The 26,223-nt window shown below is 66.5% G+C and carries 20 protein-coding genes; 13 read left to right on the top strand and 7 right to left on the bottom strand.

The window, feature by feature from the left end:
- Positions 1-269: 269 nt before the first annotated feature.
- The 7 genes from ACYPYD_RS06025 to ACYPYD_RS05995 all read left to right on the top strand — a co-directional run bounded on the left by ACYPYD_RS06025 (position 270) and on the right by ACYPYD_RS05995 (position 8,639).
- Positions 270-1,673: an aldehyde dehydrogenase family protein gene (locus tag ACYPYD_RS06025; RefSeq protein WP_459662464.1), complete on the top strand. Its 1,404-nt coding sequence runs from the start codon at positions 270-272 to the stop codon at positions 1,671-1,673.
- A gap of 110 nt (positions 1,674-1,783) precedes the next feature.
- Positions 1,784-2,845 carry a Rieske 2Fe-2S domain-containing protein gene (locus ACYPYD_RS06020; protein ID WP_459662462.1) on the top strand — a complete coding sequence of 354 codons (1,062 nt, stop codon included), beginning with the start codon at positions 1,784-1,786 and terminating at the stop codon, positions 2,843-2,845.
- Between the two features lie 442 nt (positions 2,846-3,287).
- Positions 3,288-3,845, top strand: coding sequence for a Csu type fimbrial protein (locus ACYPYD_RS06015; protein WP_008828678.1), 558 nt, complete (start codon positions 3,288-3,290; stop codon positions 3,843-3,845).
- Positions 3,846-3,876: 31 nt separating this feature from the next.
- Positions 3,877-4,404, top strand: coding sequence for a Csu type fimbrial protein (locus ACYPYD_RS06010; protein WP_459662460.1), 528 nt, complete (start codon positions 3,877-3,879; stop codon positions 4,402-4,404).
- Positions 4,405-4,422: 18 nt separating this feature from the next.
- Entirely contained in the window at positions 4,423-5,208 is a 786-nt protein-coding gene (locus ACYPYD_RS06005) for a fimbrial biogenesis chaperone (RefSeq protein WP_459662459.1), read from the top strand.
- Between the two features lie 111 nt (positions 5,209-5,319).
- On the top strand, positions 5,320-7,611 hold the full coding sequence (locus tag ACYPYD_RS06000) for a fimbria/pilus outer membrane usher protein (protein WP_459662458.1): 2,292 nt from the start codon (positions 5,320-5,322) through the stop codon (positions 7,609-7,611).
- Complete coding sequence (locus ACYPYD_RS05995; RefSeq protein ID WP_459662457.1) at positions 7,602-8,639, top strand: Csu type fimbrial protein; 1,038 nt, start codon at positions 7,602-7,604, stop codon at positions 8,637-8,639. The genes ACYPYD_RS06000 and ACYPYD_RS05995 overlap by 10 nt, the downstream gene beginning before the upstream one ends.
- An 8-nt stretch (positions 8,640-8,647) precedes the next feature.
- Here ACYPYD_RS05995 and ACYPYD_RS05990 read toward each other — a convergent pair whose 3' ends face one another.
- Both ACYPYD_RS05990 and ACYPYD_RS05985 read right to left on the bottom strand, forming a co-directional pair.
- Positions 8,648-9,496, bottom strand: a complete 849-nt coding sequence (locus ACYPYD_RS05990) for a shikimate 5-dehydrogenase (protein WP_459662456.1) — start codon at positions 9,494-9,496, stop codon at positions 8,648-8,650.
- A 5-nt stretch (positions 9,497-9,501) separates the two neighbouring features.
- Positions 9,502-10,512 carry a LacI family DNA-binding transcriptional regulator gene (locus ACYPYD_RS05985; RefSeq protein WP_008831522.1) on the bottom strand — a complete coding sequence of 337 codons (1,011 nt, stop codon included), beginning with the start codon at positions 10,510-10,512 and terminating at the stop codon, positions 9,502-9,504.
- A gap of 143 nt (positions 10,513-10,655) precedes the next feature.
- Here ACYPYD_RS05985 and ptsP point away from each other — a divergent pair, with 143 nt between their 5' ends.
- Genes ptsP through ACYPYD_RS05965 form a run of 4 tightly spaced genes read left to right on the top strand, consistent with a single transcriptional unit; the run spans position 10,656 to position 17,195 of the window.
- Complete coding sequence (ptsP, locus tag ACYPYD_RS05980; RefSeq protein ID WP_459662455.1) at positions 10,656-13,166, top strand: phosphoenolpyruvate--protein phosphotransferase; 2,511 nt, start codon at positions 10,656-10,658, stop codon at positions 13,164-13,166.
- On the top strand, positions 13,166-14,134 hold the full coding sequence (gene pfkB, locus ACYPYD_RS05975; RefSeq protein ID WP_459662454.1) for a 1-phosphofructokinase: 969 nt from the start codon (positions 13,166-13,168) through the stop codon (positions 14,132-14,134). The genes ptsP and pfkB overlap by 1 nt, the downstream gene beginning before the upstream one ends.
- Positions 14,131-15,831, top strand: coding sequence for a PTS fructose transporter subunit IIC (locus tag ACYPYD_RS05970; RefSeq protein WP_069709442.1), 1,701 nt, complete (start codon positions 14,131-14,133; stop codon positions 15,829-15,831). The genes pfkB and ACYPYD_RS05970 overlap by 4 nt, the downstream gene beginning before the upstream one ends.
- Before the next feature lie 47 nt (positions 15,832-15,878).
- Positions 15,879-17,195 carry a carbohydrate porin gene (locus ACYPYD_RS05965; protein WP_459662453.1) on the top strand — a complete coding sequence of 439 codons (1,317 nt, stop codon included), beginning with the start codon at positions 15,879-15,881 and terminating at the stop codon, positions 17,193-17,195.
- Positions 17,196-17,239: 44 nt separating this feature from the next.
- Here ACYPYD_RS05965 and ACYPYD_RS05960 read toward each other — a convergent pair whose 3' ends face one another.
- Genes ACYPYD_RS05960 through ACYPYD_RS05950 form a run of 3 tightly spaced genes read right to left on the bottom strand, consistent with a single transcriptional unit; the run spans position 17,240 to position 22,685 of the window.
- On the bottom strand, positions 17,240-18,502 hold the full coding sequence (locus tag ACYPYD_RS05960) for a TolC family protein (RefSeq protein WP_459662452.1): 1,263 nt from the start codon (positions 18,500-18,502) through the stop codon (positions 17,240-17,242).
- Complete coding sequence (locus ACYPYD_RS05955; protein WP_459662451.1) at positions 18,499-21,588, bottom strand: efflux RND transporter permease subunit; 3,090 nt, start codon at positions 21,586-21,588, stop codon at positions 18,499-18,501. Before ACYPYD_RS05955 ends, ACYPYD_RS05960 begins: the two co-directional genes overlap by 4 nt.
- Before the next feature lie 8 nt (positions 21,589-21,596).
- Entirely contained in the window at positions 21,597-22,685 is a 1,089-nt protein-coding gene (locus ACYPYD_RS05950) for an efflux RND transporter periplasmic adaptor subunit (RefSeq protein ID WP_459662450.1), read from the bottom strand.
- Between the two features lie 101 nt (positions 22,686-22,786).
- Between ACYPYD_RS05950 and ACYPYD_RS05945 the strand changes: the two genes are divergently transcribed.
- Both ACYPYD_RS05945 and ACYPYD_RS05940 read left to right on the top strand, forming a co-directional pair.
- The gene (locus ACYPYD_RS05945) at positions 22,787-23,458 is read left to right on the top strand and encodes a response regulator (RefSeq protein ID WP_459662449.1); all 672 of its coding nucleotides are present in this window, start codon (positions 22,787-22,789) and stop codon (positions 23,456-23,458) included.
- A 10-nt stretch (positions 23,459-23,468) separates the two neighbouring features.
- The gene (locus ACYPYD_RS05940; RefSeq protein WP_459662448.1) at positions 23,469-24,863 is read left to right on the top strand and encodes a sensor histidine kinase; all 1,395 of its coding nucleotides are present in this window, start codon (positions 23,469-23,471) and stop codon (positions 24,861-24,863) included.
- Positions 24,864-24,987: 124 nt separating this feature from the next.
- On the opposite strand, the gene ACYPYD_RS05935 is transcribed toward ACYPYD_RS05940, so the two are convergent.
- Together ACYPYD_RS05935 and ACYPYD_RS05930 are read right to left on the bottom strand one after the other, a co-directional pair.
- Positions 24,988-25,764: an SDR family NAD(P)-dependent oxidoreductase gene (locus ACYPYD_RS05935; protein WP_459662447.1), complete on the bottom strand. Its 777-nt coding sequence runs from the start codon at positions 25,762-25,764 to the stop codon at positions 24,988-24,990.
- A gap of 75 nt (positions 25,765-25,839) precedes the next feature.
- On the bottom strand, positions 25,840-26,223 hold a 384-nt coding region (locus ACYPYD_RS05930), incomplete at its 5' end, for an SRPBCC family protein (protein ID WP_459662445.1).

Here is a 26,223-nt window from a genome sequence, read left to right as displayed (position 1 = left end):
CGGACCCGATCCGGGACCGCTGGCGGTCTTTAGGCGCGACCTCGGGTAAAGGCGCCCTGCCGACAGCAAGGCGGTTCACGGCCAGCGGTCCCGGATCAAGTCCGGGACGACGTCAGCTTGCCTCTCGCCCACCTCGCCGCCACCGCATATCAGCACCACATCATGACGACGCGGCTTGCCATCGCCCTCCGGATCGAAGATCGCGTGATCCCGTAGCCCACTGCCGCGAGCGAACCACGTCGCCCGTCGATCAAGGAACGGATGCAACGATGTCTTACAAACTGTTGATCGATGGAGCGCTGGTCGATGGCGCCTCCGATATCGAGGTCGTGAATCCAGCCTCCGGCATTGCCTTTGCCAACGCCCCCCGCGCCGACGAGCAGCAGGCGCAAACTGCCGTCGCCGCCGCCAAACGCGCGTTCCCGGGCTGGGCGGCGCTCGGCTTCGCACAGCGCCGATGCTACCTCGACACGCTGGCCGAGGCGATCCGCGCTCGCATCGACGATTTTGCCCGCGTGCTGACGCAGGAGCAGGGAAAGCCCCTGAAGGAAGCAAGACAGGAGGTCCTCGGCGCCATTGCCGCGCTCGCCTACTACGCGCCGCTCGAACTTGAGCCGCGCATTTTGCGGGACACGGCGGATGAGCGGATCATCGAGCAGCGCTATCCGCTAGGCGTGGTTGCCGCCATCACGCCGTGGAACTACCCGCTGTTGCTGCTGATGGTGAAGCTGGCCCCGGCGCTCATCACGGGCAATACCGTAATCGCCAAGCCCGCTCCGACCACGCCGCTCACCACCCTGCTTCTGGGCGAGGTCGCCGCCGAGATCCTCCCGCCCGGTGTCTTCCAGACGCTGGTGGACCGCAACGACCTTGGCGCCCTGCTGAGCGGGCACCCCGACGTCGCGCACGTCAGCTTCACCGGCTCCACGCCGACCGGCAAGAAAGTGCTCGGCAGCGCCGCCGACACCCTCAAGCGCTTCACGCTGGAGCTGGGCGGCAACGACGCAGCGATCATTCTCGATGACGCCGATGTCGCCAAGGTCGCGCCCCGGATATTCAGCGGCGCGACCACCAATGCGGGCCAGATCTGCCTTGCCGTGAAGCGGGTCTATGCCCCGCACGCGATGATGGATGCGCTGTGCACCGAACTCGCCCGGCTCGCCGGAGAGGCGGTCGTCGGCGACGGGCTGGAGCAGGGCACCACGATCGGGCCGATCCAGAACCGCGCCCAGTTCGAGAAAGTGCTGGGCTTCATCGAGGACGCCCGCGCGCACGGCACAATCGTCGCCGGCGGGGAAGCGCTGCCGGGCGATGGGTACTTCATCGCGCCGACCATCGTGCGCGACCTGCCCGACGATGCGCGCCTCGTACGCGAGGAGCAGTTCGGCCCGGTACTTCCCGTACTGGGTTATGATGATCTCGACGATGCGATCCGCCGGGCCAACGACAGCGACTACGGGCTGGGCGGCACCGTCTGGACCTCGAACGTGGATCGCGGCATCGCAGTCGCCTCGCGCATCGAGAGCGGGACGGTGTGGGTCAACAAGCATCTGGAACTGCCGTTCGACGTCCCCTTCGGCGGCGCCAAGCAATCGGGCATCGGCCGCCAGCAGGGTATCGAGGGCATGGAGGACTTCACCCAGCCGCGCATCGTCAACGTAGCGCTTGGCTGAGGAACGAAACCCGCTCTATTTTTGGCAACACAATGTGCAAATCATTGCGTTTGATAGAGCAGTAAAGGAGGCGGAAAAGGCGCTGGAAACCTTCAGCGGATAAAAATTCCATGGCTACTGCCGCCGTCATTGCCCCTGTTCGCCCTGCCCTTCCCCTCGGCTGCACCTTTGATCCGGAAGACTGGTACGTCCTTGCCCGTCACTGGTATCCGGTCGCGCTCGCGCGTGAAGTGGGCGAGAAACCGGTCGGCACCAGGCTGCTCGACCAGCCGCTGGTGATCTACAAGTCCGGCGACGAAGTCGTCGTCGCGACCAATGTGTGCCCGCATCGCGGGGTGCCGCTGAGTCTAGGGACGCGGCAGGGCGACAGCGTCGTGTGCCCCTATCACGGTCTCAGGTTCGGGGGCGGCGGCAAGTGCGTCCACGTCCCTGCACACCCCGCGCGCGACATTCCCGAGCGGCTGCACCTGCGCACTTTCCCCAGCTTCGAGCGCTACGGCCTGATCTGGACCTGCCTCGACGCCGAGGGCGATGCTCCCGCGGCGGGCGACATCCCCGACATGCCGCACTGGGACGAGTCCGAATTCCAGCAGATCACCTGCCCCTGGATCGACATCAACGGCTTTGCGGGACGCCAATTGGAAGGCTTTCTCGACGTCGCGCACTTCGCCTTCGTGCATACCGAGACTTTCGCCGATCCCGACAATGCCGAAGTCCCGGCCTATGCGCCGAAACGGACCGAATACGGCTTTGAGGCAGAATACTGGAGTTCGGTAGGCAACTATCCCATCGGCGTCTCTCAGCGCGGAGTTCCCGGATTCAACTGGCTGCGCCATTTCCGCTGCCACCTGCCGTTCACGGCGACACTGGAGATCCATTTCCCCGGCACCGACCGACTGGTCATCATGAACGCCGCTTCGCCGGTCTCGGCCCGGGTCACGCGTCTGTTCGCACCGATCGCCCGCAACTTCGACACCGACCTGCCGGTGCAGGACGTCTACGACTTCAACCAGCGCATTTTCGAGGAGGACAAGGCCATCGTCGAGGCGCAGATGCCCGAATGGCTGCCGCTCGACCCCACCGATGAGGCACATATCCCGGCGGACATGAGTTCGATGACCTATCGCCGCGGCCTCAAGCGCCTCGGGCTCAAACGGTTCTTCGGATACTGACGAAGAGCGCCCGAAGACAAGGATGGGCCTTTCGGGGACGCGCTATCGGACCGGCGGGTGACGGATTGGACCGATCCGGCGCTAATGCGCGGGCGCACACACGGCAGCATGATCGCGGCGATCGAACGTCGCGATAGCGCGCAATCGCCTCATCTTTGCAACCCGGAATGCACCCGTATGCCCGCTCGACCCTCGAAACGCACGCCCTGCCCCGAAAAACACCTTGCGCCTTTTGCAAAGACACTAATCCAGGCGCGTAAAATTGTGTGAAGTTGTGAACTTTACTTTCGTCTATAAAGATTGAAAACAAGCAACACAGCACAACACGTCTTGAGCGTCCTCCCGATAGAACCATACCGGTTGTTTCGTTTTCCATTTGGTCATCATTTAATACCAACTTGCTCCTCTGGAAAAGCACGTATGGCTTTGAGGAGGTCTGATTATGAAAAGGCACATTATCGGGTTTGTTCTGCTGGGCAGCGCGGCGATATCGACGCCCGCCAGCGCCGCCATCACCGGCAACGTCAACGCCACCATCGTCCTGACGACCGCCTGCCGGATCAACAATACCGTCGTTCCCGATACGACGACCAACGTGGACTTCGGCACGCTCGATTTCGGGGTACAGAACAGCTACTTCACCCAGGCTACCGCCCAGCTTGTCGGTACGGCCGGAAACGGCATCGCCATTCAGTGCAGCAACGGCACGCAACCGACCATCTCGTTCTCGGCGGGCAATTCGGCGGGATTGGGCACAAGCAATACCGGGACGACCGGCACACGTTCGATGAAGCATACGACTTCAGCGAATTACGTGACTTACAATCTCTACCGGGACGCCGGAAGCGCGACGCCGATCGTGGCCAATACCGCGATCGCCTTGGCGGCCGACGGCAGCGCGCAGAACGTTACCGTATACGGCACGGCTTACGGCGCTGCGGGGCTGATCACCGGCACCTACAACGATGTCGTCGTCGTGACGATCGCATTCGGCCCCTAAGACCGGGACAGAAGCCGACAGGTACAGGAGCATGCGCCGGCTTGGGGCAGCCATTTCCGCCGGAGCGCTGACGATCGTGATCGCCAGTACCGCTCATGCGGAAACCAGCAAGACTTTCGCGGTATCCGCGACGATCGCGGCCGGATGTGCCGTCGATGGCTTGGGGACGAGCGGTAGCGCAGGCACGATGGGCACGCTGACGTTCCCCTCTCAACCGTCCGTCGCCACGACGACGCTACAGGCCAACATCAGTGGATCCCAGGCGATCGTCCTGCGCTGCACGCCGGGCGTTAGCCTGACCATGTCGATCGATGGCGGACTGCACGCGGCAACAGGCCGCACCCTGCAACTGGACACCACCGCGAACCGGCTGGCCTACAGCCTATGCGCGGACGCCGGATGCGCGCAGGCGATCGGCATCAACCAGGCGATACCGATCGCGGTGACCTCCACTAACATGAACAATGTCAGGTTACCCGTCTACGGCCGCCTGACGCTGCCGGGCACGACGCCGCCGGGCACTTATACCGACACCCTGACCGTCACCTTGAGTTGGTAGGTCACAAAGGACACGCCCATGAAGATTCCCGCTCTATTGCCAAGGCTGCTGGTCTTCGCCGCGTTCGCACTCCTGCCTGGTTTTGCGTATTCACAAAGCAACAATTCGGTCGTCATCTGGCCGATCAACCCGGTCATCGAAAGCGGCGAGCGCGCCACGCCGCTGCGGCTGGAGAACCCCGGCCAGCGCCCGATCCTCATGCAGATCCGCATCTTCGGCTGGCAGCAGATCGATGGCGACGAGCGGTTCGTCGAGCAGAAGGACATCACCGGGACGCCGCCCATGGTCCGCATCGAGCCGGGACAGCAGCAGCTCATCCGCCTGACCAGGATCACCCCGTCACCCGCAGGCACCGAACAGTCCTATCGTGTCATCATCGATGAAATTCCGCTGACCGAAGCAGACTCGCCCGCCGAAGCCGGAAACCCGGCTCAGGGCGCCGGAGCGGCGATCCGGTTTCGGATGCGCTATTCCGTGCCGCTGTTCACCTATGGCGAGGGTGCGAATACCCGCGCTGCGAAGACCGAAACCACCGCGAGGCCCGCGCTGCAATGGCGCGTGGTAAAGGCGAACGGCGGCAATGTCCTCGAAATCCGCAACCCGGGCGCGAGCCACAGCCGACTCAGCGGCGTGGCCCAGAAACGCTCCGACGGGACTTCCTCGAAAATCGAAGGGGCGCACGGATATATCCTCGCCGGAGCCACGATGCGCTTTCCGATCACGCAGGCCGTTGTGCCACAAGCCAGGCTGTTCGCCGACGTCGAGGACAATTCCTCCGCGCCGATGGTGCCCTGGCAGCCCTGACATGGCCCAAGCCGCGCTCCCCTTGAGCACGCGGAAGGAGGATGGACCTTGTCGTTTGCCGCCATTCCTCGTCAGTTAGGGTGGACGCTCCTTGCAGGACTGTGCGCGGCAATGACGATGGCCCCATGCCGGGCAGAGACCAAATATGACGATATTCCGGCGGCTGCCGACTACAACGACAGGATCAGGGTAACCGAAACCGGACCGATCCAGCTTGAAATCGTCGTCAACGGCGTGCCGAGCGGGGTCATCGTTCCGGTAGAGATCACCGGCGACCATTTCCGCCTGTCCGCAGGCGACATGCGCGCGCTGAACCTTCCGGCCGAAGGCGATGCCGCCGCCCAGGTCATGGTCGACGAACTGCCGGGTGTGAGCGCCGAGTACGACGTGCCCAACCAGCGCCTGAAGCTCCAAGTCCCGGCGCGCTGGCTACAGGGCCAGCAAATCGGCTTCGGCCCGCGGCGCAATACCGGACCGGCGCGCAGCAGCTTCGGGGTCATGGTCAACTACGACCTCTATGCGGTCGATGCGCCCGGCGCTCCCGCCTCGGCTTCGCTGTGGAACGATGTGCGCGTATTCGGGCCGGCAGGTCTGCTTTCCAGCACCGGCGTGGTCCGTACCGGCGGCGGCGGCACATCCTACATGCGCTATGACACGCGCTGGATCCGCTCCGACGAAAACAGCATGACGACTTACGAGGCAGGCGACCTGATCACCCGGACCCTGCCCTGGAGCAGCGCCATCCGGCTGGGCGGTATCCAGGTTTCCCGGGATTTCGCGGTACGGCCCGATGTCGTGACGTATCCCGTGCCCGCCTTTTCCGGCGAAGCGGCGCTGCCGTCCTCCATCGAACTGTTCATCGACAACCACCAGGCGTTCGGCGGCCCGGTTCAGCCCGGGCCCTTCGTGATGAACCCGCTGCCGCAGATCAACGGCGGCGGTCAGGCGAGCATCGTCGTCACCGATGCTCTGGGGCGGCAAGTAACGACGCAGATCCCCTTCTATGTCGCCACCACGCTGCTTCGGCCCGGACTGACCGATTATGCGGTCGCTGCAGGCGCCGTGCGCCAACGCTACGGGCAGAGCAGTTTCGACTACGGCACGATGGTCGCCAGCGGATCGATCCGGCACGGCCTGACCGATAGACTGACGGTAGAGGCCCACGCCGAGGCCAGCCGCGAAATGGCCGTCGTCGGCGCGGGCACCGTACTGCGCATAGGCAATCTCGGCGTCGTCAACGCGTCCTACAGCCGCAGCCGCAAGGATGCGCGCGAAGGCGGTCAGATCGCGGTCGGCTACCAGTACCAGCGCCGTGACTTCTCGTTTTCCGTCAATCATCTGCGGCAGGACGCGGGGTTCTTCGATCTCGCCGCCCTGTCCGGCTCGCGGATCAGCGCGACGCGGCAGACTTCGGCCAGCGCAAGCCTTGCGCTGGGCCGCTTCGGATCGGTGGGCGCCGCCTACTTCGACAGCCGCACGCGGGGCGAGGGAAGAACGCGATTGGTGAATGCCAGTTGGTCGCTTCCGGTCGGCCGCTCGTCCAGCCTGTTCGCCTCGGCGACACGCGATCTCGATGCGCGCACATGGACGGCCTCGCTCACGCTTCAGGTCCCGCTGGGCGCGGATCGCGGGACGGCCAGCACCAGCCTCACGCGGGAACAGAACGGCCGCTACAGCAATCGGGTCGATTACAGCCGAGCAGTGCCCACGCAGGGCGGCATCGGCTGGAACACCGGCGCGGCGCGGCTGGGCAACGGCGACATCTACGGCAATGCCGATGTGACCTGGCGCACCGATTTCACGGAATTGCGCGGCGGGGCCTTCGGCGGCAGCGGCAATGTCACGCGCTGGCTGGGCGCGTCGGGATCGGTGGTGTGGATGGACAAGTCGGTGTTCGTCGCCAATCGCGTCGCCGATGCCTTCGCGCTCGTATCGACGCGGGGCCATGCGGGGGTGCCCGTCTACTACGAAAACCAACTGGTCGGCCGGACCGACGCGCGCGGGCATGTCCTCATTCCATGGGCGGCGGCGTACTATCCGGGCAAGTACGCGATCGATCCGCTGGGCTTCCGCGAGGATCTGACTTCGGACATCATCGACCAGAAGGTGGCGGTGCAGCGCGGTAGCGGATACGTCCTCGATTTCCCGGTGCGCAGGATGATCGCCGCAAGGATGATCCTTGTCGATGAGGCCGGTGCTCCGCTTCCGGTCGGCTCGGTGATCCGCGTGAATGGGCGCGGCACCGCCTACGTAGGATGGGACGGGCTGGTCTTTGCCGAGAACCTTGGCCCGCGTAACGATTTCCTCGTCACGCTGCCCGAAGGGAATAACTGCCGCGCTTCCTTCCAAATGGACGTGACGGCGGACAAGATTGCCGACATGGGAACGCTGACATGCCGATGACCCGCCGCCGCCCCGCGCTGATCGCCCTGCTGCTGCTGCTGTGCGGCCTGCTCTTCGGCGGCGGGACGGTGCAGGCCCAGACTTACGGGAACTGCACGGTCGCGCCATCCACCATCACCATCGGCGAGACCGGGTCCTTCAACGTGGCGAGCCAGGTCCAGTCCGGCAGCGGCGCCAGCGGCTTCTCATGCGCGAGCCTGCTGGTGGTGGCGACCACGTCGTACATCAAGGTGGGTGTCGATGCGTCCACATTCCTGCTCACGCGCGTCGGCGGCACCCAGACGATACCTTTCACCCTGTCGTCCACGTCCGGCGGCGCCGCATTGGGGATAGGCAGCGAGGTCGATATGTCCACCACCGCGCTGCTTGGCCTGTTCAGCGGGCCGAGCAACAGCATTCCCCTCTACGTCCGGACGACGCCGACGTCGGCCTTACCGGCAGGTACGTATACCGGCACGGTGACCTTGCGCTGGTACTTCTCGGTGTGCACGATTGGCGCCCTGAACGGTTGTATCGGCACGTCGAACAGCCCCGGAGCGACGCGCAGCGGATTGCTTGGCCCGTTGACGAGTTGGGGCACCGGCGCACCCGTGACGGTGACGGTGACGCTCAACGTCCTGCCCGACTGTCAGATCACCGCTCCCGACCTGGCATTCGGCACCGCACCGCTGGTCGGCAGTTTCAATCCGGTGACACGCACCATATCGGTCCGTTGCAGTTTCGGATCCACCTATACCGTCGGCCTGGGCAACGGACAGAACTTCTCGGGCACCCGGCGCATGCGGCAGGGTACGACCTCCAGCTACCTAAATTACGAGATCTATCGCGGCAATTCGGTGAGCGCCGGACGCTGGGGCAGCGCGATCGCAGGCGAACGCCGCAGCAGCGCCGCCGCCGACACCAACCCCGGCATCTATGATAGCAGCACGCTGCAGGGCTTCACGTACCGCGCCGTGATCGACCCCGCGCAGACCACTCCGGCCGCAGGCACGTACGCCGACGTCATCATTGTCGACATCGCGTTCTGACCCGCAGGTCAGACCGCCCGCAGCTTCTCCTCCACCGCAGGACCATGGGCAAAGCCTGCCGCACGGGCGATCGCATCCTCGTCGGGCCGCACCCCGGTGTAGAGCGCGAACTGCTCGATCGCCTGCAGCACGATGACCTCGGCGCCCGAGATCACACGCTTGCCGGCCTCCTGCGCGGCCTTGACGAACGGCGTGTTCGCAGGCTGCGCGACGACATCGAAGGCGATCTCGCAAGCCGCGATCTGCGCGGGCGAGAACGCGAGTGCATCGGCCCCCGGCCCTTCCATGCCGAGCGGCGTAACGTTGATCAGCAAGGGCGCGCCTTCCACCGGCATCGCTTCCAGCCAGCCAAAGCCGTACTGGCGGGCCAGCGCCGGTCCGGCCTCGGGATTGCGTGCGACGATCGTGCCTTGCGTGAAGCCGCAATCGCGCAGTGCTGCGACTACCGCCTTCGCCATGCCGCCGCTGCCGCGCAGCAGGAACGGCGTGGACGGGTCGATTTCACGACGCTCCAGAAGGGCACGCACGGCGACGTAGTCGGTATTGTAGCCGGTCAGCACGCCGCCATCGTTGACGATCGTGTTCACGCTGTCGATCGCGGTCGCCGAGGCTTCCATCCCGTCGAGCATCGGGATGACCGCTTCCTTGAACGGCATCGAGATCGCGCAGCCGCGAATCCCCAACGCCCGGATGCCGCCGATCGCTGCCGCAAGGTCGGTCGTGCTGAACGACTTGTAGACGTAGTCCAGCCCGTAATGGTCGTAGAGCCAGTTATGCAGCCGCGACCCCGCATTGCCGGGCCGCGCCGAAAGCGACATGCAGACCTGCGTGTCCCGGCCGATTGTGGTGCGTTCCATAAGCGTCATTCTCCGATGGCTTGAGCGGAATCGGCAAGACGCGTGCTCGATCCGCGCGGCAACAGGCGGCCCGCGAGCACGACCTTGCGCATGGGCGCGTCGGGATGGTCAAGGCGGTCCAGCAGCATCGTCATCGCCGTGCGCCCGATCTCCTCGACCGGTTGCTCTATGACGCTGAGGCCGCCGCCGACGAACTCCATCCAGTCGTTGTTGTCGAAACCGGCAAGGGCGATGTCGCGGGGAACCTCGAGGCCGAGATCGCGCAGGCCGCGCAGGAGATGGACCAGCATCACCCCATTACTGGCGAGCAGCGCCTCGGGGCGTTCGGCCCGCCCGAGCAGTTCGGCGATCACCCGCCGGATCGCATCCGCCGTATGCGGCACCGCGATCGCTTCCACCTCCAGCCCAAGCCGGGCAGCGGCACGTTCGAACCCTTCCCGGCGCTCGAAACCCGTGGTGCTCGCCGCCCCGAACAGTCCCGTGATCCGCCGATGCCCCTGCGCATGAAGGTGCTCGACGAGAACTTCGGCCATGCGCGTATTGTCGAGCAGCACGCAATCGAACCCGGCGTCAGGTGCGGCACGGTCGATCAGCACCACGGGATAGTCGAGTTCGAGCCGCCCTACCTTCGCCACCCGCTGCCGCGACGGGGCAAGGATGACGCCGGCCACTCGCTCTTCGTGCATGAGTTCGAGGAACTCGGCCTCCTTGGCCGGGTCCTCGTCGGTATTGCACAGGATGACGCGTAGGCCCCGCGCCGCCGCCACGGCCTCGATCGTGCGCGAGACCTCGGTGAAGAAGGGGTTGCGGATATCGGCGACGACCAGCCCGATGGTGTTGCTGTGCCGGGACCGCAGCCGCCGCGCGGCGAGATTCGGGCGATAGCCCGTGGACTTGACCGCAGCCAGCACGCGCTCGGCCATGACGGGATCAACCGGGCGCCCGGCCAGTACGCGCGAGACCGTGGCGGGCGAGACCCCGGCCACTTGCGCCACGTCCTTTATGCCTGTCGCCATTAGGAAATCGTTCTCTCAACCAGATCGCGCATTGTCGCCTGCTAAGTGCAATATGCACCGCATGATGCGATAATCACAACCCCTCTTGACAATTTCGATGAGAAAACGTTTTCTCATGACAGAGCAAATGGAGAGGAATGACGATGCTCGCAGACGCTTTCGCCGCGTCGCAGGCTGCCGATCTCGTGAGGATCGACGCACAGGCTGCCGACAAGACCGATGCGATTCGCCAGGTAGGCCAGCTGCTGGTCGCCGCCGGATGCGTGGCGCCCGGTTACGAGGAAAGCATGGTCCGGCGCGAGGCGGTCGCGAACACCTTCCTCGGTTCCGGCCTCGCGATCCCGCACGGGCTGGGTGAGGACAAGGGCCTCGTCCGCCGCGACGGCATCGCCATTCTCCAGCTTCGCGACGGGATCGACTGGAACCCCGGCCAGCGCGCGCACATCGTCGTCGGTATCGCCGCCAATTCCGACAGCCACATCGCCATCCTGCGCCGCCTGACGCGGCTGATCCAGGACGAGGCCCGGCTGGCCGCGCTGATCGCCACCGACGACCCGGCGGATTTCACTCGCGCCTTGGGCGAGGATGGCGCTGCAGATGCCGCCGCCGCGCCCGCCGTCGATCTCGCGCATACCGCCGTCTGGGTGGTCGACTACCCCTCGGGGCTCCATGCCCGCCCGGCCTCGGCGTGGGTGGAGGCGGCCCGCGCCTCCGCCGCGCGGCTGCGCGTGCGCCATGGAGACGAGAGCGCCGATCCGCGCAACCTCGTCGCCCTGCTGCAACTGGGCCTGCGTCACGGCGAGGAGGTGACCTTCTCCGCCGAGGGCGCCAATGCCGAACAGGCGCTCGATCGTTTCGTCGCCTCGGTCCGCCGCCTTACGGCGCGCGAAAAGGAAGAGGCCGCGCGCGCCGCAGAAAAGCGCGAGGGACCTGCCCGCGCATGGAAGCCCTCGGGCACTCCGCGCATGATCGCCGGGGTTGCCGCCAGCCCCGGCCTTGCGATCGGCCGCGTTCACGTGCTCAGCGCCGCCGAACTCTTGGTTCCCAATGTCCCGGTCGACCTCGCCACCGGCGGCGCCCTGCTCAACGAGGCATTGACCCGCACCCGCGCGCAGATGACCGCGCTGATCGACGACACCACGCGCCGCCTCGGCGCATCGGAAGCGGCGATCTTCAAGGCGCAGTCCGAGCTGCTGGAAGACACCGACCTCATTACCCTGACCTGCCAGCTGATGGTCGAAGGTCACGGCGTCGCATGGTCGTGGCATCAGGCGGTCGAGCGCATCGCGGGCAAGCTCTCCGCGCTCGGCAATCCGGTGCTCGCGGCACGTGCTGCCGACCTGCACGACGTGGGCCGCCGCGTGCTGGCGGAGATCGACCCCAACCTCGTCACCGGCACTCTGGCAGACCTGCCCGATGTGCCCAGCATTCTCGTCGCCGCCGACTTGTCGCCGTCCGACACCGCGACGCTGGACACAGCCAAGGTCGCGGGGATCGCCACATCGCTCGGCGGGCCGACCTCGCACAGCGCGATCCTGGCCCGCACGCTCGGCCTGCCCTCGGTCGTCGCGGGCGGCGCGGAACTGCTGGCGACGCCTTCGGGCACCACGGTCGTCGTCGATGGCGACGGCGGGCGCGTGTGGATTGACCCTTCCGAAGACGACCTCGCCTCCGCCCGCGCCTGGATCGAGGACCTCGCGCGCCAGCGCGCGGCCGAGGAAGCCGAGCGCGGCAAGCCCGCCGTGACCCGCGACGGCCACCGCGTGGAGATCGCCGCCAACGTCAACCGCGCCGATCAGGTCGCCTTCGCACTGGCGCAAGGCGGCGAGGGGGTGGGCCTGATGCGCACCGAATTCCTGTTCCTCGAACGCGGCGACAGCCCTTCCGAGGACGAGCAGGTCGCCGCCTACCGCGCGATGGCGGAAGCCTTGGGAGAGCGCCCGCTGATCGTGCGCGCGCTCGACATCGGCGGCGACAAGCAGGTGCCGCACCTCGACCTCCCCCGTGAGGAGAACCCGTTCCTCGGCGTGCGCGGCGCCCGGCTGCTGCTGCGCCGCCCCGACCTGCTGGAGCCGCAACTGCGCGCGCTCTACCGCGCCGCAAAGGACGGCGGCGACCTCTCGATCATGTTCCCGATGATCACATCCGCGCATGAACTGATCGACCTGCGCCGGCGCTGCGAGGCGATCCGCGCCGAATTCGAGGCCCCGCAGGTGCCGATCGGCATCATGATCGAGGTTCCGGCGGCGGCGATCCAGGCGGCATCGCTGGCCGCCCATGCCGACTTCTTCTCGATCGGCACCAACGACCTCACCCAGTATACGCTCGCCATCGACCGGCAGAACCCGGAACTTGCTGGCGATGCCGACAGCCTGCACCCGGCCGTTCTGCGCATGATCGCGATGACGGTGGAGGGCGCGAAGGCGCATGGCCGCTGGGTCGGCGTGTGCGGCGGCATCGCCGGCGACCCGTTCGGCGCGGCGCTGCTCGTCGGCCTCGGCGTCAACGAGCTGTCGATGACCCCGCGCGACATTCCCGCGGTCAAGGCCCGCCTTCGCGCCTCCGACCGCAGCGAACTGGTAGAGTTGGCCGCCCGCGCGCTCGCCGCCGAGGGCGCTGCGGACGTGCGCGCGCTGGATGGAGGAGCAGCCTGATGCGCATCCTCACCGTCACGTTCAATCCGGCGATCGACCAGACCGTCACGCTCGACCGGCTCGTGCCCGGCGAGGTCCATCGCGCCCGCTCTGTGCGCCAGAATGCGGGCGGCAAGGGCGTCAACGTCGCCAGCTGCCTTGCCGACTGGGGCGAAGACGTCTCCGCCTACGGCCTGCTGGGCAGCGACAATGCCGCATCGTTCGATGCGCTGTTCGCCGTCAAGGGTATCGAGGACCGCTTCATCCGCATCGCCGGAACGACACGCGTGAACCTCAAGCTCGTCGACCCGGCGGGCACCACCGACATCAATCTGGATGGCATCGCAGTCGATCCCGGTCGCGCCGAAATGGTCGCCGCGACGATCTGCGATGCGGCGCGCGAGGGCGACCTCGTCGTGCTGGCGGGCAGTCTTCCTCCCGGCTGCCCGCCCGATACATACGCCGCGCTGACCGCGCGGCTGCGGGCGATCGGCTGCCGCGTGGTGCTCGACACCAGCGGCCTGCCGATGAAATGCGCGCTGGAAAGTGCCCAACCGCCGCACGTCGTGAAGCCCAACCGCGACGAACTGAGCCAGCTCCTGGCCCGCCCGCTGCCCGACATGGTCGCCCTGCTTGAAGCGGCCCGAACCTTGCGCGACGGTGGTGTAGCGCTGGTCGTCGTATCGATGGGGGCGGATGGCGCGCTGTTCGTCTCGGACGAAGGCGCCCTCACCGCCCGCCTCGCCATCGGCGAAGTGGCAAGCACCGTCGGCGCCGGTGACGCCATGGTAGCAGGCATCACCGCCGCGCTGGCCGAAGAGGCTTCGCTGGAGCGCACGGCGCGGCTCGCGACGGCCTTTGCGGTGGCCAAGCTGGGCATGGCGGGGCCGAACCTGCCCGCCCTCGCCAGCGTCCATGCGCTGGCCGAAGAAGTGATCGTCACCCCCATAGAAACAGCCGCGACGACAGCGGCGGGAGAGACCCGATGACCAAGATTTTCGCCGTCGTCGAGGCGGGCGCGTCCGCAGTTCAAGGCGTTCTGGCAGGCGAGGCCCTGCGCCGTGCCGCCCGGACCGAAGGCCGGACCATCGAGGTCGAGGTACGCACCGAACAGGGCGTGCTCAATCCGCTTGCCGAAGACGTTCCCGGTGCCGACGGCGTCCTTCTTCTGGTTGGCGGCGATGCGGACGCTGCGCTTGCCGAGCGTGCCGACCGCCATGTAACGCTGGAATCAGTGCTTGCCGATCCCGCCGGTGCGCTTCGGTTCGCACCGAAGAACGGCCCGGCAGCGACCATGCAGTCCCCGCGCATCGTCGCGATCACATCCTGCCCCACCGGCATCGCCCATACCTTCATGGCCGCCGAGGGCCTGAGCGAAGGCGCCCGGCAGCTCGGCTATCCGATCCGCGTGGAGACGCAAGGCTCGGTCGGCGCGGGTACGCCCCTGACCGCCGGGGAAATCGCCGAGGCCGACGTCGTGCTGATCGCCGCCGACCGCGAGGTCGATCGCGCGCGCTTCGCAGGCAAGCGCGTGTTCTCGTCCAGCACAAAACCCGCGATCTCCGGCGGCGCGAAGCTGATCGAACGCGCGCTGGCCGAAGCGCAAGTGCAGGGCGGCGAAGCGGCGACCGGGAGCGAGGACAAGGCACCTGCGCGACAGGAACGCGCCGGACCGTACAAGCACCTGATGACCGGCGTGTCGTTCATGCTGCCCTTCGTGGTGGCGGGCGGTCTGCTGATCGCGATCGCCTTCGCGCTCGGCGGCATCGGCGCCAATGCCGACGCCGCCAAGGGGACCCTGGCGCACACGCTGTTCCAGATCGGCGCGCAGGGCGGCTTTGCGCTGATCGTGCCCGCGCTTGCCGGATATATCGCCTTTTCCATTGCCGACCGACCCGGCATCGCGCCGGGCATGGTGGGCGGCATGATGGCCGCGCAGCTTGGCGCCGGATTCCTCGGCGGCATCGCGGCGGGGTTCATCGCGGGCTACGGCGTGGAGGGTCTCAACCGGCTGATCCGCCTGCCCAAGAACCTGCAAGGGCTCAAGCCTGTGCTGATCCTGCCGCTGCTCGGCACGCTGCTGACCGGCTTGCTGATGGTCTATGCCGTGGGCGCGCCGGTCGCCGCCGCGCTCGCCTTCCTGACCGAGTGGCTGCGTTCCATGCAGGGGTCGAGCGCGCTGCTGCTCGGCGTGATCCTTGGCGCGATGTCCGCGTTCGACATGGGCGGACCGGTCAACAAGGCAGGCTATGCCTTCTCGGTCGGCCTCATCGCCAGCAACGTCTGCACGCCGATGGCCGCGACGATGGCCGCCGGGATGACCCCGCCCCTCGCCGTGGCGCTGGCGACCCGCCTGTTCCGCGACCGCTTCACGCCCGAGGAGCGCGAGGCCGGCGGCGCCGCCGCCGTGCTCGGCCTCGCCTTCATCACCGAGGGCGCGATCCCCTTCGCCGCGCGCGATCCGTTCCGCGTCATCCCTTCGCTGATGGCCGGATCGGCGGTTGCGGGCGCAATCTCGATGGCATCCGGGGTGGAGCTTAAAGTGCCGCACGGCGGCGTCTTCGTCCTGCCGATCCCCGGCGCGGTGACGCACCTTGCCGCTTATGCGACGGCCATCGTCGCCGGAACGCTGGTGAGTGCGGTGCTCGTCGGCCTGCTCAAGCGCAAGACTGCCACGGCGGCCTGACCGGCCCCGAAGACCACGTACAGAACACCCAGAGAGGACCCATTGCCATGACGGCCCTGCCGATCAAGGGCGCCTGCCTTGCAGGCGTCGCCGCCCTCGCCTTGTCCATCGCACCTGCCTTCGCCCAGTCGGCAGATGAGGCCGAGACGCCAAAGACTTCCCAGCCGCTCGCGGACGACGGCATTACCCTCGCCCTCAGCTATACCGGAGAGGCGGCCGGTAACGTCACCGGCGGCCTGCGGCGCGATGCCGCTTATGCCGGGCAGGTCTATGTCGGCGCCGACCTCGACATGGACCGCATCGCCGGGATCGGTGGCGGCGCGCTCCATGCCGCCGTCACCAACCGCCATGGCGAGAGCCTTTCTGATCTGGCGATCGGCAACAACACTTCGGTGCAGGAAATCTGGGGCACGCAGAACACCCACCTCGCTATCCTGACCTGGGAACAGCACCTGCTGAACGACCAGCTGGTGATCGAGGCAGGCCGCAGCCAGGCCAACATCCACTTCCTCAATTCGCCGCTCTACTGCCAGTTCCAGGGCAATTCGGGCTGCGGCAACCCGACTTTCGTATTCAAGAACAGCAACTTCACGTACTTCCCGGCATCGAGCTGGATGGTCCATGCCAAAGCGCGCATCGCCGAGCACATCTTCGCGCATGTCGGCGCCTACGAGGTAAACCCTGACCGCAAGCGTGCCAGCGATCATGGCACCGGCTTCGGCATCGGCAATGCGACCGGCGTGATCGTGCCGTGGGAACTGAGCCGGGAGAGCGGCGAGGCGGCCCGCCTGCCCTCACGCTACATCCTGGGCGGCTGGATCGACAAGGGCGACTATGCCGATCCCCTGCGCGACGACATGGGCGGCATCGCCATCCTCTCCGGCCGCGCGGCGCAGACGCACAATGGCCGGTCCGGACTTTACGTCCGCTTCGAGCAGCAGGTGACCCGCCCCGATCCGACATCGAAGCGCGGCCTCAGCATCTACGGCGTTGCCATGACCAACCTGTCGGGCCGGGTCGAGGAAAGCCGCTTCTGGGACCTCGGCCTCGTCCAGACCGGCACGTTCGAGGGGCGGGACGAAGACAGCCTCGGCTTCATGATCAGCGACCAGCGCTTCAGCGACCTGGCCATGCAGCGCATGCGCGCCGCCGATCTCGCCGCTGGGGGAAGCGGCAAGGCGTCCCGCCACGAGGTGATGATGGAGCTGTCCTACAGCGCGCAGGTGGGGCCGGCGATCCGGCTGTCGCCGAACATCCAGTACATCCTCAACCCCGACCGGACGGGCGCCCCGGAGCGCGCACGACCTACCGACGATGCCCTGATCATCGGTTGCAAGTTCACGGTGGACGCCATGAAGCTCTGATCTTCGGCGCTTCTACCGGCGGCCCCGTGGCGAAACGAGATCCATTACCGGGCCGTCAGCGCCGTATCGCCGGAACCATCCTCCCGCGAAAGGCGAAGGCGGAGCCGCGCATCGGCAAGTCTGGCTGACAGACTGACCTGTGTGGCCAGATTGTCGAAGCGTGAGCGCGTGGCATCGATCAGTTCGATGACCGAGCCGCCGCTCAGACGATAGGAATCCTCGGCCATGCGTCCAAGCGCGTCCAGCTTTCCTCCGATCCTGCGGTTGAAGGTATCGAGCGCGGCGGTGCGCACTTCGACCAGTGCGGCGTAGCGGTTGATCTCCGCGAGCGCCTTGGCTTTGGCGATTTCGGTGCGCAGTTCGGCTGCCCGCGCTTCGGCTTCGGCCTTGCGGACGGCGCCATTGCGGCGGTCGAACAGCGGCACTTCCAGCGTCAGCCCTGCCGAATAGGTCGCGCCGAACGGGCCGGTCGTCCAGAAACGCCCCCCGTTCACCGAGACTTCCGGGAAACGCTCGCGCCGGGCCGTGACCACGTCGGCTTTCACGGCGTTCTGCTCGTCCAGTGCAGCCGCAACCGCGGGAAGCGCTTCGGCGGATTGGGCGGGACTGCCGCCGGTGCCGGGCACCTGATCAAGGCTGCCGCTAGCGCTGGGATGCCACCCCGGGAAGCCCAGGGCATTGGCAAGGTCAGTGCGGGCATCGATAGCGGCACTCTGGGCCTCGACCAGATCGGCGCGGGCGGATTCTATCTCCACATCGACGCGGGCGACATCATAGTCGCTGGCCATCCCCGATGCCCGCCGTCCCGCCACCATGCCGCGAAGCCGGTCCAATTCGGCCATCGCATCCCGGCGCACGCCGACGGTGTCCTGCGCGCTCAGCAATGCGACGAAGGCGCTGCCTGCCTCGGTCATGAAGTCCAGCCTCGACACCGCGACGCGCGATTTGGCGGCATCGATCCTGCGGTCCGCCGCCGCGACCCGCGCACGGCGCTTGCCGCCCAGATCGAGGGGAAGTTCGACGGTGGCTTCGTGCGCGCGCCGCCCCTCGAAGTTGGTGATCCCGCCCGGCTGATAGGATCCGGCATAGGAAACCTCGGGATTAGGCAACACGTTCACTATCTGCCGGTCCGCCTGCGCGCCCGCGATGTCCTGCTCCTCGGCTTCCACGCGCGGGCTGGAGGTTCGCGCCAGAGTGAGCACCGTCTGGAGATCGACGGTTTCCGGCATCGGTTGCGCCATCACCGGAACCGAAAGGGCCAGCAGCGGCAGGACGGAAAGGTGGCTCAGAATTACACGTCGGCTCATGCGTCGGCCTCCTCGGGGGTCTGGAGTTTGCCCGGCGTGATGTAGCTGTAGATCACCGGCAGGATGAGCAGCGCGACGATCAGCGTCGTCACCATGCCGCCCACGACGACGAGCGCGAAGGGCCGCTGCGTCTCGCTGCCTATGCCGCTGGAGACGACCATCGGCAGCAGTCCCAGCATCGCCAGCGAGGACGCCATCAGCACCGGCCGCAAGCGGTCCACCGCACCGTCCAGCAGGGCGGGAAGCAGGTCCATGCCCGCCCGCCGCCGTTCTTCGGCAGCGGACAGCACCAGCACGCCCATCAGCGACACCTGCCCCAGCAGGGCGATGAAGCCCACCGCCGCGCTGACCGACAGCGGCACCCCGGCGACCAGCAACGCGAAGGCGCCGCCGGTCAACGCGAAAGGGATCGTGGCGATGATCGCGATGGCGCTGCGCCCGCTGTTCATCGCGGCGTAGAGCAGGCACAGGACCAGCAGCAGCGCGACGGGAACCACGATCTGCAGCCGCTTGGCGGCCCGCTGCTGGTTCTCGAACTCGCCGCCCCAGACGAAATAGTGGCCTTCCGGCGCCTTTACCTTGGCATTCACGGCGGCAATCGCATCGTTGACGGTCGAGCCCATGTCGCGCCCCTCGACGTTAAACTTGAGGGCGAGGAACCGGATATTGCCCTCGCGCACGATCGTGGTGGGGCCGTTCTCCACCGTGATCCGGGCAAGCTGGCCCAAGGGCACGCGCGCGCCGCCCGGGGTCATGATCGGCAAGGCGCGGATCTTGTCGGCATCGTCGCGCGAGGGAGAAGGCAGGATCAGCCGCACCGGCACCGGACGTTCGCCATCCCAGAATTCGGTCGTGACGCGGCCCGCAAGAGCGGTCTCGATCGTCCGCTGCGCATCTTCGATCGACACGTCCGCACGGGCAAGCGCCGCGCGGTCCAGCTGGATCTGCAACTGCGGCCCCAGCGCATCGCGGTAGAGGTCCAGTTCGGTGACGCCCCGGATCGGCCTGATCGCAGCGACCGCCTTAAGCAGCGTTTGGCGCATCACGGTCAGGTCGGTGCCGAAGATCTTGAGCACGACCTTGCCGCGCACGCCTGCCACCGCTTCCTCGACGCTGTCCTTGATCGGCTGCGAAAAGTTGAAGCGCACGCCCGGAATGCCCGCCAGAGACCGACGCATCTGTTCGATGATCTGGGCCTTGGTCTTGCCGGTGTGCCAGTTCTCCTCGGGCAGCAGGCGCACGAAGGTCTTGACCATGTTGACGCCTTCGTTGTCGGTGCCGTCTTCGGGCCTGCCGTGCTCGCTGTGGACGTCGCGCACTTCCGGGATCGCGCGGATACGCCGGTGGACCTCCTGCAGCACGTCCTGCGCCTTTTCCAGCGCGATGCTGTTGGGCATCTCGACGAAGATCGCGATGTCGCCTTCATCGAGTTCGGGCAGGAATTCGGTGCCAAGCCGGTCCACCGCGATCGCGCCCGCCATCAGCAGTGCCGCCGCGCCTACCATGGCGATCACACGCGCGCGCAGGATGCGATCCAGCAGCGAGCGGTATCCGTCACGCAGCCAGCCGATCCAGCGCGGCTCGACGATATCGGCGTGCTTCGGCTTGAACATCACGGCGCACAAGGCAGGCACCACCGTCAGCGCGAACACCAGCGCGCCGGTCAGCGCGAAGGCATATGTCAGCGCCAGCGGGCGGAACATGCGGCCCTCCACCGACTGCAGGGTGAAGACCGGCAGCAGCGCGGCGATGATGATCAGCATCGAGTAGAACGTCGGGCGCCCCACATCGATGGCCGATGCGATCACCAGTTTGAGGATGGCCTTCTTGTCCTGCGGCCGTTCGGTCTGCATGGCATGCATCACCGCCTCGACCAGCACGACCGCGCCATCGACCAGAATGCCGAAGTCGATCGCGCCCATCGAGATCAGGTTGGCCGGAAGCCCCAGCAGGCTCAGGCCGATGAAGGCGGTCAGCAGCGACAGCGGGATCACCACCGAGACCACCGCCGATCCGGTCACGCTGCGCAGGAACAGCCAGACGATGGCGATGACCAGAATGAAGCCGTGCAGCAGGTTGTCCTGCACCGTCCCGATCGTATGGCCGACCAGTTCGCTGCGATCGTAGACGGGTACGATCTTCATGCCCTTTGGCAGGATCGTGCCGTTCAGCTGCTTGACCTGATCGTGGATGCCTTCGAGCACCAGCGAGGGGTTCTCTCCCCGCCGCATCAGCACTAGCCCTTCGACCACCTCGCGCTGGTCGTTGTAGGATACCGAGCCTCTGCGCGGGGTCGGCGCGGTCTGGATCGTGGCGACGTCGCCCACGGTCAACGCGGTGCCGTCCTTGGCCTTGAGCGGAACCTGCTTGATGTCTTCCGGGGTCTGGATCACGCCGATGCCACGCACCGTCAGTTCCTGATCGCCCGTGCGCAGGAACCCGCCGCCGACGTTGAGGTTCGCCTTGTTCAGCGTCTCTTCCAGCGTGTCCAGGCTGATCCCCGCCGCGTAGAGTTTGGCCGGATCGGGCTGGACCTGGATTTCCTTGAGGTAACCGCCGAAAGGCACGACATCGGCCACGCCCTGGACCTGCCGCAGCATGCGTGTGACGGTCCACTGCATCTCGGAGCGGATCGCGAACAGGTCGTGACGGTCGCTGGCGATGCGGAAGCGGTAGATCTTCCCCAGCGGCGTCGATTCCGGCGCCAGCGCGGGGGTGACGCCTCCCGGCAGTTCCGCATCGCCAAGGCGCTGGCCCACCACCATGCGGCTGTCGAACGGATCGGCCTCGTCGTCGAACACCAGCGTGATGATGGAAAGGCCGAACAGGTTTTCGCTGCGCAGCAAGGTCATGCGCGGCGTACCGTTCAGCGCGCGCTCCAGCGGGATGGTGACCTGCCGCTCCACCTCTGCCGCGGCATAACCCGGCATCTGGGTGATGACCTGCACTTGCGCGTTGGTGACATCGGGAAAGGCTTCGATGGAAAGGTTGTGATAAGCCCGGATACCGAACACTGCGAGGATGCCCGCAAGCACCAGCACAACGACGCGGCGATGAACCGAGAATTCGATGAGACGAGACAGCATGGCGGGGCTCAGAGTTGCTGGCTAGCGCTGCTGTCGAGCAGCAGGGCGCCGTGCGTGATGATGGTCTCACCCAGCTTCAGGCCTGAGGTGATGACGATGCGCCCTGCGCGCGATGCGCCCACCTGCACGGGACGCGCAACGGCGCCCTTGGTGGTGCGCACATAGACAACCCGGTTGCCGCCATCCTTGACGAGCACGGCATCGGTCGGGACGGTGATCCCAGCTTGGCCCGGCAAACGCACTTCGGCGAGCATTCCGGCGGTCATGCCCCCAGGCCGGTCGGACAGGCGCAGATAGATGGGAACGCGGCGCTGGTCGCTATCGATCAGCGAGCCGACACCGTCGACCCGCGCGGGAACGGTCACCCCGGCGACCGTGACTTGCGCTTCCATGCCGGGACGCACCCCCGACAAGTCGCTTTCGGCGGCATCGGCGACGATCCACAGGCGCGTCGGATCGCCGATCTCCATGATCGGATCGCCGCCCGCATCCGCCATTGCACCGACACTGGCCTTGAGCCCCAGCACGGTGCCGTTCACCGGCGCGCGCAACGTGAACGTGCCGCCTTCCCCGCCACCGATCAGCGCGGAAGCGCGGGACGCACGGGCATATTCGGCGCGGGCTTCGCGCGCGGCGGTTTCCGCGCCGAAGCGCTCCACTTCGGTGCCCACGCCCCGGCGCAGCATTTCGTTCTGACGGCGCAACATGTCCTCGGCGGCGGCCAGGCGCGCACTCGCCTGCGTCACGTCCGATCGCGTTCCGGCCACTTCCGCGCCGACCAGCGTGACCAGCGCGTCGCCGCGCTTGACGATCTCTCCGGGGCGCACCGCGATCGAGACGATCCGGGCCGCCACCGGCGTGTCGATCGCCGCCATGCCCTGCGCCTCGAATGCCACCCGCGCGGGCAGTGGAAGGCCGAAGCCGCCTGCCCCCTCGCCCACCCGCTGCGCCTTCACGAAGCCCTGCCGGATCATCTGCTCCAGTCCCGGCGGCGCATCGGGCTTCTCGACGTCGCTCTGGCCCGAACAGGCGGAAAGGCTTGCCGATACCAGCAGCGTGAATAGAAGACGCGAACGCGGCGCCAAGCACAGTGCCATGCGAAGTGGTTCCCTGCCATTGTGTCTTCCGGTGAAGACGGCCCTGTCCGGGCGATTATGGGGAAGCCCTGACAAAGTCCTGACTGGACCGGAGGTTATGAATGCGGTTGCTACTGGTCGAGGACGATGCGGACTTGCGTGAGACGATCGCCCGCGCACTCGAACTGGCCGGGCATCGCACCGATGCGGTCGCTGCCGGAGAGGCCGCAGATCTGGCCCTGCATGGCGGCGGCTACGATCTCGTCGTGCTCGATCTGGGCTTGCCGGATCTCGATGGGCTGGACCTACTGCGCCGGGTGCGCGGCCGGCGCGATGCGACCCCGATCCTGATCCTGACCGCCCGCGACGCCATCGACGATCGCATCGCCGGATTGCGCGCGGGCGCCGACGACTATCTCGTCAAGCCGTTCGCGTTGGGAGAGCTTGAAGCCCGGATCGAGGCTATCCGTCGGCGCCTCTCCGGTATGGTGGTCCGGCTGGCCAACGGCCCGCTGGAGTTCGATCCCGAGACGCGCCGGGCTTTCGTCGAAGGGCAGCCCATAGACTTGTCGCTACGGGAAACCGACATGCTGGAAGCGCTGATCGGCCGCGTCGGCGAAGTCGTGCAAAAGGCGAAGCTCGCCCAGCAGATGAGCAACTGGGACCGCGAAGTCGCCACCAACAGCATCGAAGTCTACGTCAGCCGTCTGCGCCGGAAGCTGGCCGCCCATGCGGTGCGTATCCGCACCATTCACGGCCTCGGCTATCTGATGGAACACCATCGCAATGGCTAGGCGTCTCAGCATGCGCAGGCGGCTGCTGGCATGGCTGCTACCCACCACGCTAGCGCTGGCCGCGATCTGGCTGTGGGCCTCCTATGCGATCGTCGTCCACTTCGTGAACGTTGCCTACGACCGTTCGCTGGAGGACTCGGTCGAAACGATCGCGCGGCAGGTCGTCAGTTCCAACGGCACCTTCTCGGTCGACCTGCCGCCTGCGGCCCGGCAGATGCTGGAATTCGACCGGGTGGACCAGATCCGCTACCTCATGATCGACGATACCGGCATGCGCCATGTCGGCAATGCAGGCGTCCCTGCCCCCACCACGACCGTAACCAACTCCCACGGCAACATCTTCTACGGCGCCCGGATAGAGGGCCGGGACTTTCGGATCGTGCAGACCCGCGTAGCCGGTGACGGAGGCCGGTTCATGCTGGTGCGCGTCGCGGAAACCAGGCAGAAGCGCAACATGCTCTCGCGCGAGGTCATGGCCTACATGGTCGCGCCGCAATCGCTGTTCCTCATGGGGATCATCCTCCTCATCTGGATCGGCGTCGGAAGAGGCATCGCGCCGCTAGCCAGGGTTCGCGACGCGATCGCGCGGCTCGACCCCAACGACCTGCGGCATATCGATGACCATGCACTGCCGATGGAACTGCACCAGCAGGTCGGCGTGATGAACAGCCTGATCGCGCGCCTTGCGGCTCTGTTGTCGGCCCAGCGGCGGTTCATCGCCGATGCCTCGCACCAGTTGCGCACACCTTTGACCAATATGCGCACGCAGGTGGAACTAGCCCTCCGCGCGGTCACATATGACGACATGCGCACGATGCTGGAGAAGGTCGATGCAGCAAGCAACCGTCTGGTCCGATTGACCGGCCAATTGCTGACTCTCAGCCGGATCGAGGCGGGGTCCGACGGTTTCGCCGGCTTCACATCATTCCCGATCGAGGCGGTCGTGGCCGACGTCGTGTCCTGGGCGATCCCTTCAGCGCTCGAGAAGAATATCGAGATCCGCTTCGAGGCGGGCGACGGCAATATTCCGTTTCACGGCGATCAACATCCGATCGAACAGCTCGTTTCCAATCTCGTCGACAATGCCATACGCTACACGCCGGAATTCGGCGTCATCCTGATCCAGCTTTCGAAGCAGACCGATACGGTGCGCCTCATCATACAGGATAGTGGTCCGGGCCTGAGCGAACATGACCGGGAACGCGTATTGAACCGCTTCGATCGCGGCGCTCAGCCATCGGGGTCCGGCAGCGGGCTGGGTCTCAACATCGCGCAGGAAGTCGTCCGATTGCACCGCGGCACGATCCGGCTTCTGGACGGGCACGGGGACGGGCACGGGGACGGGCACGGGGACGGGCTGCGTGTGGAAGTTTGCTTGCCGCTGGAAATCAGGCCCGAATTATAGGATTTGTCCCTGCGCCGAAACCGGGCGAAATCGGCATGTCCCGTCGAAGCCCAAAGCGCCATCGGACCGGCACTCCCCGCCCCAGGAGGCGTTCCCGGACGGATCAGCACATATGCCCAGCCTTTCAGGCCGCGGCGTAGCCTCCATCGACGTGGATCGCATCACCGTGGACGTACCGAGCCGCGCTCGATGCGAGGAATGCCACGGCTTCCGCTACTTCGGCCGGGTCTACGAAACGGCCCATCGGGTTGCCTGCGGCAACGCCCGCGCGCAGCGTCTCCACCGAGGTCCCGCCGGTGATCCGCGAATAAGTGGCGAGAATATCGTCCATCATCGCGGACTCGACCACGCCGGGATGGACCGAATTGACGCGGATCGGCATCTTGAGTGCGGCGAATTCGACGGCAGCGGCCCGGGTGAGCATCCGTGCGGCGGCCTTGCTGACGCAATAGGCGGCGCTGAACGCGGCAGGCCGGTCCGATGCGCCCGAGCACAAGTTGACCACCGCGGCACCGCCGGGCCGCCGCGATCCGCTGCGCGCCAGTAACGGCGAGGCGTGCTTGAGGCCGAGGAAGACGCCCTCGACATTCACCTGCTGGCAGCGGCGCCAGTCTTCCAGCGCCATGGCATCGATCCGCTCCATCGGCGCGATGCCCGCATTGTTGACCAGGATGTCGAGCGCGCCGTGGCGACTTTCTATGACGCCCAGCACCTCGGCCCAGCTCCCTTCACTGGTAACGTCGAGCGCGAGGAATTCCTCCTTGCCCCCGGGCAGCGCGCGCAAGTCGGAGCGCACTACCATGGCGCCGCGTGCTTCCAGCAGGCTGCACACGGCTGCGCCGATATCGCCGCTTGCACCGGTCACCAGCGCGATCGCGCCGTCCAGTCGGGTCGCATCCATGGATCGAGTCTCCTTCGTCTCGTCAGTTGCCCGGCAAGGCCAAGTGCGGAGCACATGCCGATGGGGGGGGACGGCCTAGCGCCGCCCCTCGAGGTAATCGTTCAGCACTTCATGGAAGAAGCGCACCCGCGTCTCCTGCGCGGCCAGATAGGCGTCGGTGCACCCGCGAGAATACATGCCCTTCTGCTGGCCTTCCGCCAGAAGCATGTCCTGATAGACGATCTGGTCCTTGATCTCGGGCACGCCGCGGCCGTTGTCGAAGGCGCGGTGCTGCATCTCCGCCTCGCGCAGCGGCTGGGGGCCGGCCATGATCGATTCCACCACGGCCTGTCCCTCAACCGGGAAGGCCATGCACCACAGATCGAACGTGCACTTGTTCGGGTCGGTGGGGTGCGGCTCGGTGCGGAAGAAAATCAGGTTGTCCGGCAGGAAGCTGATGGTGACGTTGGGGAACATCAC

The organism is Novosphingobium sp. 11B (genome assembly GCF_054589055.1).
This window is presented reverse-complemented; position numbering and strand designations above follow the sequence as displayed.

Bases quoted from the DNA above. Each gene is read 5' to 3' on its own strand.
- ACYPYD_RS06025 (WP_459662464.1), top strand. From the start codon at position 270: ATGTCTTACAAACTGTTGATCGATGGAGCGCTGGTCGATGGCGCCTCC.
- ACYPYD_RS06020 (WP_459662462.1), top strand. From the start codon at position 1,784: ATGGCTACTGCCGCCGTCATTGCCCCTGTTCGCCCTGCCCTTCCCCTC.
- ACYPYD_RS06015 (WP_008828678.1), top strand. From the start codon at position 3,288: ATGAAAAGGCACATTATCGGGTTTGTTCTGCTGGGCAGCGCGGCGATA.
- ACYPYD_RS06010 (WP_459662460.1), top strand. From the start codon at position 3,877: ATGCGCCGGCTTGGGGCAGCCATTTCCGCCGGAGCGCTGACGATCGTG.
- ACYPYD_RS06005 (WP_459662459.1), top strand. From the start codon at position 4,423: ATGAAGATTCCCGCTCTATTGCCAAGGCTGCTGGTCTTCGCCGCGTTC.
- ACYPYD_RS06000 (WP_459662458.1), top strand. From the start codon at position 5,320: ATGACGATGGCCCCATGCCGGGCAGAGACCAAATATGACGATATTCCG.
- ACYPYD_RS05995 (WP_459662457.1), top strand. From the start codon at position 7,602: ATGCCGATGACCCGCCGCCGCCCCGCGCTGATCGCCCTGCTGCTGCTG.
- ACYPYD_RS05990 (WP_459662456.1), bottom strand. From the start codon at position 9,496: ATGGAACGCACCACAATCGGCCGGGACACGCAGGTCTGCATGTCGCTT.
- ACYPYD_RS05985 (WP_008831522.1), bottom strand. From the start codon at position 10,512: ATGGCGACAGGCATAAAGGACGTGGCGCAAGTGGCCGGGGTCTCGCCC.
- ptsP (WP_459662455.1), top strand. From the start codon at position 10,656: ATGCTCGCAGACGCTTTCGCCGCGTCGCAGGCTGCCGATCTCGTGAGG.
- pfkB (WP_459662454.1), top strand. From the start codon at position 13,166: ATGCGCATCCTCACCGTCACGTTCAATCCGGCGATCGACCAGACCGTC.
- ACYPYD_RS05970 (WP_069709442.1), top strand. From the start codon at position 14,131: ATGACCAAGATTTTCGCCGTCGTCGAGGCGGGCGCGTCCGCAGTTCAA.
- ACYPYD_RS05965 (WP_459662453.1), top strand. From the start codon at position 15,879: ATGACGGCCCTGCCGATCAAGGGCGCCTGCCTTGCAGGCGTCGCCGCC.
- ACYPYD_RS05960 (WP_459662452.1), bottom strand. From the start codon at position 18,502: ATGAGCCGACGTGTAATTCTGAGCCACCTTTCCGTCCTGCCGCTGCTG.
- ACYPYD_RS05955 (WP_459662451.1), bottom strand. From the start codon at position 21,588: ATGCTGTCTCGTCTCATCGAATTCTCGGTTCATCGCCGCGTCGTTGTG.
- ACYPYD_RS05950 (WP_459662450.1), bottom strand. From the start codon at position 22,685: ATGGCACTGTGCTTGGCGCCGCGTTCGCGTCTTCTATTCACGCTGCTG.
- ACYPYD_RS05945 (WP_459662449.1), top strand. From the start codon at position 22,787: ATGCGGTTGCTACTGGTCGAGGACGATGCGGACTTGCGTGAGACGATC.
- ACYPYD_RS05940 (WP_459662448.1), top strand. From the start codon at position 23,469: ATGCGCAGGCGGCTGCTGGCATGGCTGCTACCCACCACGCTAGCGCTG.
- ACYPYD_RS05935 (WP_459662447.1), bottom strand. From the start codon at position 25,764: ATGGATGCGACCCGACTGGACGGCGCGATCGCGCTGGTGACCGGTGCA.